Origin of the sequence: Streptomyces sp. NPDC101151 (assembly GCF_044768335.1) — a bacterium.
GTDB lineage: Bacteria > Actinomycetota > Actinomycetes > Streptomycetales > Streptomycetaceae > Streptomyces.
On the sequence record NZ_JBIWPP010000015.1, the window covers coordinates 138,321 to 152,835 of the forward strand.

The 14,515-nt window shown below is 70.3% G+C and carries 5 protein-coding genes; 4 read left to right on the forward strand and 1 reads right to left on the reverse strand.

Annotation, left to right across the window (positions count from 1 at the left end; genetic code table 11):
* Window positions 1-9: 9 nt before the first annotated feature.
* From ACIRU3_RS26250 to ACIRU3_RS26260, 3 genes are read left to right on the forward strand one after another with little or no spacing between them, the layout of a single operon-like run.
* On the forward strand, window positions 10-9,348 hold the full coding sequence (locus ACIRU3_RS26250) for an amino acid adenylation domain-containing protein (RefSeq protein WP_404060720.1): 9,339 nt from the start codon (window positions 10-12) through the stop codon (window positions 9,346-9,348).
* Window positions 9,345-10,673 (forward strand): cation:proton antiporter, encoded by a 1,329-nt coding sequence (locus ACIRU3_RS26255; RefSeq protein WP_404060723.1) that lies wholly within the window; start codon window positions 9,345-9,347, stop codon window positions 10,671-10,673. Before ACIRU3_RS26250 ends, ACIRU3_RS26255 begins: the two co-directional genes overlap by 4 nt.
* On the forward strand, window positions 10,670-12,142 hold the full coding sequence (locus ACIRU3_RS26260; protein WP_404060726.1) for a tryptophan 7-halogenase: 1,473 nt from the start codon (window positions 10,670-10,672) through the stop codon (window positions 12,140-12,142). The genes ACIRU3_RS26255 and ACIRU3_RS26260 overlap by 4 nt, the downstream gene beginning before the upstream one ends.
* Before the next feature lie 84 nt (window positions 12,143-12,226).
* Here the strand turns inward: ACIRU3_RS26260 and ACIRU3_RS26265 are convergent, their stop codons facing one another.
* Entirely contained in the window at window positions 12,227-13,348 is a 1,122-nt protein-coding gene (locus ACIRU3_RS26265; protein ID WP_404060729.1) for a DUF6421 family protein, read from the reverse strand.
* Window positions 13,349-13,460: 112 nt separating this feature from the next.
* Between ACIRU3_RS26265 and ACIRU3_RS26270 the strand changes: the two genes are divergently transcribed.
* Complete coding sequence (locus ACIRU3_RS26270) at window positions 13,461-14,222, forward strand: 3-hydroxyacyl-CoA dehydrogenase (protein WP_404060732.1); 762 nt, start codon at window positions 13,461-13,463, stop codon at window positions 14,220-14,222.
* The last annotated feature ends 293 nt before the right edge of the window (window positions 14,223-14,515 follow it).

The window sequence follows — 14,515 nt, forward strand, 5'->3', positions numbered from 1 at the left end:
AGGCCGATGATGAGCACGCCGCACCAGGACAGCGGGCAGGAGCTGATCCGCAAGATCCGGTCCATGCCCGCCAAGCGGCAGCGCGCCGTGATCGCGCTGCTGCGCAAGCAAGGCGTCGACCTCTCCGCACTGGATCTGATCCCGCGCCTGCCCCGGTCCCCGGACCAGCAGCTGCCGCTGTCGTTCGCCCAGCAGCGGCTGTGGTTCCTCACCGAGCTGGAGGGCGCCAACCCCTCCTACAACGTCCCGATGGCGATGCGCCTGCACGGCCCGCTCGACCGCGCAGCGCTGCGCCGGGCGCTCGCGGGCCTCGTCCAGCGGCACGAGGCCCTGCGGACCCGCTTCGAGGCCCGCGACGGCGTCCCGCGCCAGTGCATCGACGACGGCACCGGGTTCACGGTCCGCGAGCAGGAGGTCGCCGACCCGGCGGACGTGCCCCGGATCTGCCGGCAGGAGATGCTCGAACCCTTCGACCTGGCACGCGACTCGCTGATCCGGGCGCTCCTGCTGCGGCGGAGCGAGACCGAGCACGTCCTGATGGTGACGATGCACCACACCGTGTCGGACGGCTGGTCGGTCGGTGTCTTCTTCCACGACGTGAGCGCGTTGTACGAGGCCTGCTGCCGGGGACAGGAGGCCACGCTTGAGCCGCTGCCGGTGCAGTACGCCGACTACGCCCACTGGCAGCGCCGGTGGCTGGCCGGCGAGGTGCAGACACGCCAGGTGTCGTACTGGAAGAAGCAGCTCGCCGGAGTCGACGCGGGACTGACGCTTCCCGGGGACCGGGCCCGGCCGCCGGTGCGCGGCCATGAGGGCACCCGTGAGTTCTTCCAGTGCTCCCCGGAACTCCTCGGGCGGCTGCGCGAGATCGGCGAACGGCACGGCGTCACCCTGTACATGACGTTGCTGGCCGCCTACTCCGTCGCGCTGCACCGCTACACACAGCAGACCGACATAGCCGTCGGCACGGTGGTCGCCAACCGCAACCGGGCCGAGGCCGAGGGACTCATCGGTCTCTTCGCCAACACCCTCGTGATGCGCAACGACCTGTCCGGCGATCCGGCCTTCTCGGAGCTGCTGGCGCGGGTCAAGCGCACCGCTCTGGAGGCCTACGACCACCAGGACGTGCCGTTCGAGGCCGTGGTGGACGCCCTCCAGGTCGAGCGCAGCCTCAGCCACTCGCCGGTGTTCCAGACGGTGTTCGTGCTTCAGGAGGAACAGGCGGAACCGCAGCTCAGCCTGGGCGAACTGAAGGTGACTCCCGTCGAGGTCGACTTCAGCATCGCGAAGTTCGACCTCACGCTGGACCTGCGGGAGACCCCGGACGGCCTGGCCGGAGCGGTGGAGTACAGCACCGCCCTGTTCGACCGGGCGACCGTCCAGCGCTTCGTGCGGCACTACACCGCGCTTCTCACGTCCATCGCCGATGCGCCGCAGGAACGTGTCTCCCGGCTCCGCATGGAGGACGGGACCGAACCCGACCTTGTGCGCGAGGAGCACAAGGCGGCCGGGGACGCGAAGTCACCGCCACGTCGTCTGCATGTGTGGTTCGAGGAGGTGGCGCGGGGTGTTCCGGATGCGGTGGCGGTGCAGTGCGAGGACCGGTCGCTGACCTATGGCGAGTTGAATGCGCGGGCCAATCGGCTGGCTCGGTATCTGCGTGCGTCGGGTGTGGGGCGTGAGTCGTTGGTGGCTCTGTGTCTGCCGCGCAGTGAGTGGCTGGTGGTGTGTGCGCTCGCGGTGCTGAAAGCGGGTGGCGCGTATGTCCCGCTGGATCCGTCGGCGCCGGCCGAGCGCTTGGGCCATGTGCTCAGGGACAGCGCCCCCCGGGTGCTGCTGGTGGACGGCGGGGTCCCGGAGGGGCTGGACGCCGGCGGCGCCTCCGTCGTCGACGTACGCGGCCGCTGGGAGTGGCTGCCGGACGACGACCTGCAGCCGGTGGCCGGTGCCTCCCCGGACGACCTGGCGTACGTGATCTACACCTCGGGTTCGACCGGGCTGCCCAAGGGCGTGATGGTCGAACACCGCAACGTGGCCAGGCTGTTCACCACCACCCGCGACCGGTTCCGCTTCGGGCCCGAGGACGTCTGGACCCTGTTCCACTCGTTCGCCTTCGACTTCTCGGTGTGGGAGATGTGGGGGGCGCTGCTGCACGGCGGCCGGCTCGTGGTCGTACCCCGCGAAGTGGCCCGCAGCCCGCGGGACTTCTACACGCTGCTGTGCGAGCAGGGTGTCACCGTCCTGAACCAGACGCCGAGTGCCTTCGGCCAACTGATCGCGGCACAGACCGAGGACGATGCCCCGCACCGGCTGCGGACCGTGGTGTTCGGCGGAGAGGCGCTGGACACCACGGCGTTGCGCCCGTGGTTCGCCAGACCGGTCAACGACCGTACCGAACTGGTGAACATGTACGGCATCACGGAGACGACCGTGCACGTCACCCACCGGCCGGTGACCGAGGCCGACACCGCACATCCGGTCAGCCCCATCGGCGGGCCGCTCCCCGACCTGACCGTGTACGTGCTGGACCAGCACGGCAATGCGGTGCCGACCGGCGCCGTGGGCGAGATGTACGTGGGCGGCGACGGCGTGGCGCGCGGCTACCTCGACCGTCCGGAGCTGACCGCGGAGCGCTTCCTGGACGATCCGTTCCGGGGTGTGCCGGGCGCGCGGATGTACCGCACCGGAGATCTCGCGCGCCTGCTGGCGGACGGTTCGCTCGAATACCACGGGCGCAACGACGACCAGGTCAAGATCCGCGGCCACCGCATCGAACCGGGGGAGATCTCCGCCCGCCTCGGCGGGCACCCCGGGGTGCGCTCCTGTGCCGTCGTGGTCCGCGAGGACCAGCCCGGCAACCGCCAGCTCGTGGCCTACGTGGTGCCCGCGGCCGACCGGCCGGAGGAGGAGCTGCGCACCGAGCTGGACCGGCTCGCACGGCGCGAACTGCCCGAGTACATGCTCCCGGGCGCCTACGTGTTCCTGCCGAGCCTGCCGCTCACCACCAACGGCAAGCTCGACCGCGGCGCGCTGCCGGCACCCGGCATCGACGCCTACGCCCAGCGGGAGGACAGGGAGTTCACGGCCCCCGCCACCGACACCCAGCGGACGCTGGCGCGGGTGTGGGCCGACCTGCTCGGCTTCGAGGCCGACCGGATCAGCGCACACGACAACTTCTTCGCGCTGGGCGGGCACTCGCTGCTCATCACGGTCCTGGTGGCCCGCCTGCGGGACACCGGACTGCACCTCACCGTGCGTGATCTGTTCAGCGCCCCCACCCTGTCCGCCCTGGCGGAGCGCATCGAGGCCCACGCCGGGAACGCCCCGACCGAGGCGGCAGACGCGGCCGACGGTGACAGCGCCGCCTACACGGTTCCGCCGAACGTCATCCCCGAAGGCTGCGAACGGCTCACACCCGACCTGCTGCCACTGGTCCCGCTGAACCAGGAACACCTGGACGCCCTCGCGACCCACGTCCCGGGCGGCGCGTCCAACATTCAGGACATCTACCCGCTGGTCCCCTCGCAGGAGGGCATCCTCTTCCATCACCTGATGGACCGGGACAACGACCCCTACGTGATGTCCGCCGTGCTCGTCGCCGACGACGAAGCGGCCTGCACCGCGTTCACCGACGCGCTCCAGACCCTGATCGACCGCCACGACGTGCTGCGCACCGCCGTACTGACCGAAGGGCTGCCGGAACCGGTGCAGGTGGTGTACCGCTCCGCGAAGCTGCCCGTGGAGCACATCCGCCTCGCCGGCGACGGGCCGGCCGCCGACGGCGCGGACGCCGAGCAGCAGGCCCGCGACCTGCTCGACCATCCCGCCGCGCTGCCGCCCGACCGGGCACCCATGCTGAGAATCCGGATCGCGCCCGACCCCGGATCGCAGCGGCGCTTCCTCGTGATGAACTTCCATCACCTCATCGAGGACGCCACCTCGTTGCGTCTGATCGCCGACGAGGTGGCGGCCCACATGGCCGGCCGTGCCGACCTGCTGGCGCCGCCCGCCTCCTACCGCGACTTCGTCGCACACACCCTGCACCAGCTGCGGACGGGCGACGCGGAGGACTACTTCCGCACCGTTCTCGGCGAGGTCACCGAGCCGACGGTGCCCTTCGGCCTGACCGACGTCCGCGGTGACGGCCGCCGGACCCGCAAACCGCGCCGGTCGCTGCCCGCCGGTCTCACCCGGCGGCTGCGGACCGAGGCCGGGCGGCTCGGCCTGAGCCCGGCATGGCTCTTCCACGCCGCCTGCGCCCGCGTGGTGGCCGCGGGCAGCGGGCGCGACGACGTGGTCTTCGGCACCGTGATGTCGGGGCGCCTGCAGGGCGTGCCCGGTGTGGAGCGGATGCTGGGCAACTTCATCAACACCCTCCCGCTGCGGGTACGGCTGGCCGGCCGCACCGTCCGGGAGCTGGTCGACGAGGTCGCCGCGGGACTGCGCGGGCTGATCACGCGTGAACAGTCCTCGCTGAGCCTCGCCCAGCGGTGCAGCGGACTGGACAGCGACACCCCGCTGTTCAGCGCCGCCATCAACTTCCGGCACCTGGAGCAGGCCCGTGACGGCGCCTCGGCACCGTCCCTCGAGACCCACGGCGTCAGCTGGCTCGCCGTCATGGACCGCACCAACTACCCCATGGGCATCTCGCTCGACGACCTCGGCGACGAGCTGTCCCTGACCGTCCAGGTCGAGGACGCCGTGGAGCCCGAGACGCTCCTGACCTACGTGGAGACCGCGCTCGCCGGCATCGTCGAGGCACTCGCCGTCGACGACGGACGCAGCACCCGGGCGCTCGACGTCGACGTGCTGCCCCCGGCGGAGCGACAGCGGCTGCTGACCACGGCCCGGGGCGCGTGCCCCCCGTATCCGCAGGAGTCCGGACTGGCCGACCTGTTCGAGGAGCAGGCGGCCCGCCACCCCGACGCCGTCGCCGTGCGCCACGGCGCACAGCAGCTGACCTACGCACAGCTCAACGCCCGCGCGAACCAGGTGGCACACCACCTGCGCGGCGCCGGCGTCGGCCCCGACGTCCTCGTCGGGCTGTGCGCCGACCGGTCGCCGGAGCTGGTGATCGGACTCCTCGGCATCCTCAAGGCGGGCGGGGCCTACGTCCCCGTCGATCCCGCCTACCCCGAGCAGCGGATCCGCACCATCTTGGACAGCTCGGGCGCGCGCATCGCGCTGACCCGGTCCGGCCTGCCCGACGCGCCGTTCGGCCACGTGGCTGACGTCATCCACCTCGACACCGGGGAGCGTGCCGCCGACCGGGCACAGGTCCTGCACACCATGCCCGAGGACAACCCCTCCCGCGCCGACGCGCACCCGGCGGCCCAGCACCTCGCCTACGCCATCTTCACCTCCGGCTCCACCGGCCGCCCCAAGGGAGTGCTGGTGGAGCAGCGCGGCGTGGTCCGGCTCGTGCGCAACCCGGACTACTTCGCGGCCGACGAGAACACGGTGGTGCTCCACCACTCCTCGATCTCGTTCGACGCCGGCGCCCAGGAGGTGCTCACCCCGCTGGTCAACGGCGGCCTGCTGGTGCTGCACGACGGGGACTCCAAGGACCCCGGGCAGCTGCTGGACTGCGTGCAGCGGACGGGCGTCACCACCATGCTGCTGTCGGCCGCCTTCCTCCCCGCGTTCGTGGACGTCGCGGCCGGCCGGGACCTGCCGCTGCGCTCTCTGGCCGTGGTCGGCGACACCTTCTCCGCCCGGGACGTCGGCAGGCTCCACGCGGCCCATCCCGGCCTGACCGTGGTCAACGGATACGGCCCGACAGAGAACAGCATCGCCTCCACCTACCACGTGATCCCCCGGGACCTCGCCGAGGACGCCCGGGTGCCCATCGGCGTGCCCGTCCCGCACACCACCGCCTACGTCACCGACGACCGGCTGCGGCTCGTACCGGACGGAGTGATCGGCGAACTCTGCCTCGGCGGCCCGGGAGTGGCCCGGGGGTACCTCGACGACCCCGACCTGACGGCCGAGCGGTTCGTCCGCGACCCCTTCGGCGACGAACCGGCCGGGCGGCTGTACCGCACCGGTGACCTGGTGCGCAGGCTGCCGGACGGCACCCTGGAGTTCCGCGGCCGGGTCGACGACCAGGTCAAGGTACGCGGGTTCCGGGTGGAACCGGGCGAGATCGAGACGGCCCTGCAGGCGCACCCCGCCGTGCACAGCGCCGTGGTGGTGCCGCGGGCCGCGGGCGAGACCCACATGCTCAGCGCCTATGTGTGCCCCGCCGAGGGGTGGCTGGAGACGGCCTCCGAGGGGCAGAGCGCCGAGCACCTCGACCACTGGCAGCGGCTCTTCGAGGGCCAGTACTCCAGCAGCCCGGAGGAAGCCTCCCGCGACGACCTGAACCTGGCCGGCTGGGAGAGCAGCTACACCGGGGAGCCCATCCCCGAGCCCGAGATGCGGGAGTGGATCGACGGCACGGTCGCCCGCATCCGGCAACTGCGGCCGAAGCGCCTGCTGGAGATCGGCTGCGGCACGGGCCTGCTGCTTTTCCGGTACGCGCAGGACTGCGAGCATGTGCACGGCATCGACATCTCCGCCGCGGCCCTGGACGACGTACGCCGGGGTGCCGAGCGGCGCGGCTGGTCCCACGTCACCCTGCAGCAGGGCGACGCCCTGTCGGTGGCCGGGCCGGGTGCGGGCACCGACCGGGCGGACTTCGACCTGGTGGTGCTGAACTCCGTCGCGCAGTACTTCCCCGGCCGCCACTACCTGGACGACGTCATCGCGCGGATCCTTCCCCTCGTGGCGGACGGCGGCCGCATCCTGCTCGGTGACATCCGCAACCTGGACCTGTTCTCCGCGCACGTCTCGGCCGTCGAACGCAGCCGATCCGGCGTGCCGGTGACCGCGGGCGCGCTGGCCGCGCAGATACAGCGCCGCCGCCGGCAGGAGACCGAACTCCTCGTCAGCCCCGCCTACTTCGCCCGCCTGCTGGAGCGCCACGACGAACTGGGCGCCGTCGACATCATGGTCAAGCGGGGCGTGGGCGGCAACGAGATGCTCGCCTATCGCTACGACGTGGTGCTCACCAAGGGCGCCGCCACACCCGCCGACGACCACCCGTGGCTGCAGGCCTCGACTCCGGCCGAGCTGCGTGCCCTGCTGGACGCGGGCGCCCCCGACCGGTTCGGCATCACCGGAATGACCAATCCGCGCATCGCACAGGACGTGCAGGTGTGGACGTCACTGGCCCGCTGGGCGCCGTCCCGCCAGGTGGAAGCGCTGCCGGACGGAGCCCGGCTGTCCCCGCAGGCACAGCGGGAGACACAGGAACTGGAGGCGGTGCTGCGGCACGCCGAGGACCTCGGGTACACGGTGGCGGCCACCTGGTCGCAGGACCGGCCCGAGGGCCTGGACCTGGTTCTCGGCCGGGGCGAGGCGCCCCGCGCGCGGGCCCGCGACCCGTACCGGGCCCAGCGGCTGACGAACGCGCCGCAGGTCGACCGCCTGGGTCCGGCCCTGGTCAGGCAGCTCAGGGACCACCTCTCCGAACGGCTGCCGGACCACCTGGTCCCCGGCGCCTTCGTCGTGCTGGAGGAACTGCCGGTCACCCCGCAGGGCAAGGTCGACAAGCGGGCCCTGCCGGCGCCGGACGAGGACGACGTGGCCAAGGAGGTGTACATCGCACCCAGCACCGAGGCCCAGCGCACCCTGTGCCGCCACGTCGGCACGATCCTGGGACTCGACCGGGTCGGTCTGCAGGACAACTTCTTCAACCTGGGCGGCCACTCGCTGCTGGCCACGCGCCTCAACCTGCGGGTGAAGAAGGAGACGGGCGTGGATCTGCCGCTCCAGCTCATCCTCACGGCCGCCACCATGGCGGACATGGCCGCCGCTCTGGAGGAGGAACTGGGCCGGCGCATCCCGGAACAGCAGGACGTCCCCACTGGCCAGGGGGAGACCGGCGCGGACAACACCGGCGCCCGGCCGCGACCGGACGCGGAGCTGCTCCCCGCCACGCCCGCGCGGGAGGGCGATGAGGCACCGCTGTCCACGGCGCAGCAGGACCTGTGGTTCCTGCGCCGGCCCGCGCACCTCGGCACCGCACACGACAACGTCCAGCTGACCCTGCGGCTGCGCGGCCCGCTCGACCGCGACGCCCTCACCGGTGCGGTGCGCGCCCTGGTCGCACGGCACGCCATCCTGCGCACCAGCTATCTGCGCCGTGACGGAGCCGTCGTCCAGCGGGTGAACGGCGGCGCCGGCTTCCGGGCGAGCGTCCTGGAGATCCCGGGCGGCGGAGACGAGAGCGCGCTCACCGAATGGCTGCGGGCGGAGCGGCTGCGTCCGTTCGCGCCGGAGGACCCGCACATGCTGCGGGCCCATCTGCTGGCGGCCGACGACGAGCACGTACTCGTACTCACCCGTCCCTGGGGCGTCTTCGACGGCTGGTCCACCGGCATCGTGCTGCGCGAACTGGTCACCGGGTACCGGGAGTTGTGCGATGGCCGCGAGCCCCGGTTCGCACCGCTCGCGCTGCAGTACGCCGACTTCGCCCGCTGGCAGCGCCGCACGGTGGACGCCGCCGAACTCGACCGGCAGCGCGACTACTGGCGCAAGCAACTCGACGGGCTGCCTGCGTGTCTCGCGCTCCGCACCGACTACCCCCGGTGCCCGGTGAAGTCCCACCAGGGCGCGGCGGTGCGGCTCTCCGTCCCGGCCGGCCTCGTGGAGCAGCTGCGCAAGCTCGCCGCGGAGCACGGAGCCTCGTTGTACATGACCCTGCTGGCCGCCTACGCAGCGCTGCTCGGCAGCCGGAGCGACGACCACGAGCTGGCGATCGGCTCACCGGTGACCAACCGGCCGGCCGCCGAACTCGAGGAACTCGTCGGGTACTTCGTGAACGCGCTGGTGCTGCGTCTGGAGGTGGCACCGCGGCGGACGTTCGGCGAACTGCTGGGGCAGGCCAGGGACGTGGTGGCGGAGGCGCAGGCACACAAGGACGTTCCCTTCGCCGACCTCGTCCGCAGCCTGGTGCCCGAACCAGACCCGGCGTATTCCCCGCTGTTCCAGGTGATGTTCAACCTGGTGCCGGCCCCGTCGCCGTCCGGAACGGACACGGACGGCACCGGCGGCCTGGACGGGGAGTACCTGCCCGGCGAAACCGGCACGGCGAAGTTCGACCTGAGCCTCGCCCTGCGCGAGACGGACTCCGGGCTGGACGGCCACCTGGAATACAGCACCGACCTCTTCGCGCGAAGCACCGCCGAGCGGCTGGCGCGCGGCTATGTGCGCCTGCTGGAGCAGATCGTCCGGCACCCGGACGCGGACCTGGCACGGCTGTACCCGGCAGCCGGCGACCACGGCGAGAAGGAGCCTTCGTGAGTCATCTCGTCGCCACCGTTCTCGGGGACGTGGCCCTCGTCGTCCTGGTGTCCTGGCTGTTCGCCGGCCTGGCCCAGCGCCTCGGGCAGCCCACGGTGATCGGCCAGATCCTCGCCGGGATCGCTCTGGGACCGACCCTGCTCGGGCGGTTACCCGGAGACCCGTCGGGGCATCTGTTTCCCGCCGAGGCGCGGCCGTTCCTGTCGGTACTGGCCCAGATCGCCGTCGTCCTGTTCATGTTCGTGGCGGGCTACGAGATCGACTTCCGCACCTTCCGGGCGGGACGCACCGCGGTGAGCGTCGCGGCGGCCGCCCTGCTGACGCCGATGGCGCTCGGAGCCGCGGTCGTCTCCCTGTGCGGCGGACTGTTCTCCGCCGTGGACCCCGGGCATGCGGGCCGGCAGTCGTTCGCGATGTTCATGGCGGTGGCGGTCTCGATCACCGCATTGCCCGTGCTGGCCGCCATCGTGCGGGAACGCGGGGCCGCCGGCACGGCGGCGGGGACGGTGTCGATCGCGGCGGCCGGCTTCATGGACGTGGCGGCCTGGCTGGTGCTTGCGGCGGTGCTCAGCGACTCCGGGCAGCCCACCCGCTGGTCCTGGCCGGTCGCCCTGGCCCTGCTCGCGGCCTTCGTGGCGTTCGTGCTCGGCCTGGTGCGGCCCGCGCTGCGCTGGTGGCTGAGCCGGCCGGCCACGGTGCTGAGCAACCCCGTCCCGGTGGCGCTGGTCTTCGCCCTGGGCAGCGCGTGGGTCACCGAGTCGCTCGGCCTGCACGCCGTCTTCGGCGGGTTCCTCGCCGGGCTGGCCATGCCGCGCCGGGACGGCGCGCCGAACGCCGACGTCCTGCGGCCGATGGAACAGACCTCAGGGCTGCTGCTGCCGCTGTTCTTCGTGACCACCGGCCTGTCGGTCGACATCGGCACGCTGGGCGCGGACGGCTTCGGCCTGCTCGGTGTGCTCCTGCTGGTGGCGATCGCCGGCAAGGCCGCACCCGCTTACGGGGTGGCCCGGTTGCGCGGCCTGGACACCCGGCAGTCGGCGTTGATCGCCGTCATGGTGAACACCCGGGGGCTCACCGAGCTGATCGCGCTGGACGTCGGCAGGTCGGCCGGGCTGATCGGCCAGGACCTGTACGCCGTCCTCGTCCTCATGGCGCTGGTCACCACCTTCATGACGGGGCCGCTGCTCCAGCTGATCGGCAAGGGGAAGGAGGACGGGTCACGCCCGGTCCGGAAGGACGGGCCCGGCCCATCGGAAAGCAGTTCTGCTCAGTCTGCACACACGGCCGCCGTCGGCGGCGAGAAGGCGGGAGAGACAACAGCGTGAGCAACACCGAAGCATTTGATGTCGTGGTCGTCGGCGGCGGTCCTGGCGGCTCGACGCTGGCCGCGCTCGTGGCCAAGCAGGGGCACTCGGTGCTCATCCTGGAGAAGGAGCACTTTCCGCGCTACCAGATCGGCGAGTCGCTGCTGCCGTCCACCATCCACGGCATATGCCGGCTGACGGGTGCCGCGGACGAACTGGCCAAGGCCGGCTTCCCGATCAAGCGCGGCGGCACGTTCCGCTGGGGCGCCAACCCGGAGCCGTGGACGTTCTCCTTCTCGGTGTCCCCGCGCCTGGCGGGCCCGACCTCCACCGCCTACCAGGTCGAGCGGTCCAAGTTCGACAAGATCCTGCTGGACAACGCCCGTCGGCTGGGTGCCGTGGTGCGTGAGGGCTGCGCGGTGTCGGACGTACTGGAGCACGACGAGCGGGTCACCGGCGTGCGGTACTCCGACGGCGACGGCGTGGAGCGCGAGATCTCGGCCCGGTTCGTGGTGGACGCCTCCGGCAACAAGAGCCGGCTCAACCAGCACATCGGCGGCCGCAGGGAGTACTCGGACTTCTTCCGCAACCTGGCGCTGTTCGGCTACTTCGAGAACGGCAAGCGCATGCCCGAGCCGAGCCGCTACAACATCCTGTGCGTGGCGTTCGACAGCGGCTGGTTCTGGTACATCCCGCTCAGCGACACCCTCACCAGCGTCGGGGCCGTGGTCCGCCGGGAGATGGCCGAGAAGGTGCAGGGCGACCCGGAGAAGGCGCTGCAGGCGCTGATCGACGAGTGCCCGATGATCTCCGACTACCTCGCCCCCGCCCGGCGGGTCACCGAGGGGCAGTACGGCCAGATCCGGGTCCGCAAGGACTACTCGTACCACCACACCGCCTTCTGGCGGCCCGGAATGATGCTGGTGGGCGACGCGGCGTGCTTCGTCGACCCGGTGTTCTCCTCGGGTGTGCACCTGGCCACCTACAGCGCGCTGCTGGCCGCGAGGTCGATCAACAGCACGCTGGCGGGCACGGTCGAGGAGGAGCCCGCCATGAAGGAGTTCGAAGCTCGCTACCGGCGTGAGTACGGCGTGTTCTACGAGTTCCTGATGTCGTTCTACGACATGCACCAGGCCGAGGACTCCTACTTCTGGCAGGCGAAGAAGCTCACCAGGAACACCCACTCCGAACTGGAGTCGTTCGTCGACCTGGTGGGCGGGGTCTCCTCCGGCGAGGCAGCACTCGAGCAGCGCCTGCAGGCACAGTCCGAGGAGTTCGCCTCCGCGGTCGAGAACATCGCGGCCGGCGGCAACGACAACTGGGCGCCGCTGCTCGGCTCCTCCGTCGTGCGGGAGGCCATGGCCGAGGCCACCAAGGTGCAGATGCACGCGGCGCTGGGCGAGGACGCGGAGGAGGAGACGCCGTTGTTCGAGCACGGGCTGGTGCCCTCGCCGGACGGCCTCTCCTGGGTGCGGGCCTCGGCGGGCTGACCGGGGAGGTGAGGCTCCCGGTAGCGGAAGCGTCCACCGAGGTGGACCCGCTACCGGGAGCGCCGCCCGGTTCCGGGTGGGCCGTCAGACACCCAGGCGCTCCTTGATGTCCGCGAAGAACGGGATGTGGCGGTAGTCCTTCGCGTCCGGGTCGTAGTCCGTGTACTGGTTGGTGAAGTCCAGGAGGCTCTTCTGGACCTGTTCGACGGGTGTGGTGTGGATCAGTTGCTCGATACCCCTGATCTCACCGAGGAACTGCGCCAGAGCGGCAGGCAGTTCGTCGTGCAGGTGGATCACGCCCCCGCGCAGTTCGACACCGCCGTGCGCGGAGAGGTAGTTGAACAGGAGCTGAGAGGCGACGGCGTCGTAGTTGGGCCGGGGGATTCCCTCGACCGCGTAGCGCAGCAGCCGCTCGGAGAGGATGTACTCGTACGCCAGCCGTGCCTCGCGGGCGGGCAGTTCCGGATCGTCCAGGCACACGAGCATCGCGGAGACGTCGACCCGCAGCTCTTCGAGTCCGGCGAGCGGCTTGAGCTTCTTGACCGGGAGAAACTCCGGAATGGGCATGTCTCCGTGCCGGTGGTGGTATTCGTGCAGCCGCACCCACCACGAGGAGGCCTGTTCGACCGTACGGTCGTCGACGCCCTGGAGGAGGGGGAAGCTGCCCTCGGCCATCACCGCGTCGATCATCTTCCGGGTGATCCGGTTGTGCCGTTCGACGAACTTGTTGATGAAGTAGAAGATCAGGTCGTCGCCGTCCTGGACGCCGTCGATGTGATTCTCCGGGAAGAGAGCCACGACGACCCTCGACGTGAACCCCTTCGAGCTGGCCGTGATGTTCACCGGCATGGTGTTGCTGGCATACCGGGTGGCCAGATGGGGATTCGTCGGCAGTGTCTCGTAGGTCAGGTATTCAAGAGACAGTGACGGGAAGTAGGAGGCGTCGAAGAGGGAGAACAGATGGTGATCGCGTTCTTCGTTGATGTGTGCCTTGACGGCGGTCAGGCGAGGTTCGGACGAATGGTTGCGGAGATCCTCGATGAGGGCCCGTGCTATGGGTTGCCGACTCAGGTTCGGAGCGTCGGCTATGTGCTGTGCCAGCTGGTCCAGAAAGCCCTGGTCGTGGAAGGAATCACGGGTTCCCTTGATTTTCTCGCGAATTGCGTCGACCTCGTCGATGACGACGGATACCGTGCTGTGCGACATGGCGAATATGTTGGCACACGTGTCCGTTCGACACCACCGACTTTTGAATTTTCTTCACAGGAGTCATTCGCTCCGTGTCCCATTGTCCATTTCCACGGAACAGGAGTAACGCGTGCGCATCGAAGGCAGCGTCGCGCTCGTCACGGGCGGAACGTCGGGCCTCGGTCTGGCCACCGTACGCAGACTGCGCGATCTGGGCGCCTCGGTGGTCGTCCTCAACCGGCCCTCCGAGCGGAGCGAGAAAGTCGCGGCGGAACTGGGCGAGCGGGTCCTGTTCTCCCCGGGTGACGTGACCAGCGAAGACGACGTCAACGCCGCCCTCGACCTGGCCATGGAACTCGGTGTGCCGCGCATCGTGGTGAACTGCGCCGGGATCGGCAACGCCTACCGCACCGCAGGCCGGAGCGGCCCGTTCCCCTTGGACGCCTTCAGCAGAGTCATTCAGGTCAATTTGATCGGCAGTTTCAATGTGATACGTCTTGCCGCGGCGCGGATCGTGCGGCTGGGGGACGACGGAGAAGAGCGCGGAGTCATCGTCAACACCGCCTCCGTGGCCGCATTCGACGGTCAGATCGGGCAGGCCGCCTATGCGGCTTCCAAGGGCGGTGTCGTCGGCATGACTCTGCCGATCGCCCGTGACCTCGCGCAGTCGCGGATTCGCGTGGTCACGATCGCGCCCGGGCTGTTCCATACGCCCATGTTCGACGTCTTCCCCGAGTCCGCGATCGAGGCGCTGGGCCGGCAGGTGCCGCATCCGAACCGGCTCGGCGACCCCGGGGAATTCGCGTCGCTCGTCGCGCATATCGTGGAGAATCCGATGCTCAACGGCGAGACGATCCGGCTCGACGGCGCCATCAGAATGGGGCCGAGGTGAACCCTTTGTCCAGTTTGCCTGGGGTGAAGTCATGCGGAGTGTCACGCTCTGCTCTTCGATTTGAATCGATCATAACCCTCTGTTCATTGCGTTCCGTTGCTGGTGTCCGTTAGCGTTGCTGATGATCATGTCACGGGGGTGGATGTGTTTCTGCGTGTTCTTGTGCGCTGTCGAAAATCTGACGGCTTCGCATTTCTTTCCGCGTGACAACCCTTTTCTCGTCTACAGGCTCGTCATCCTCCTTTCGAGCGGAGAAGGAGTGCTGCGTGAAGCACGCGGTTGCCGTCGTCGGC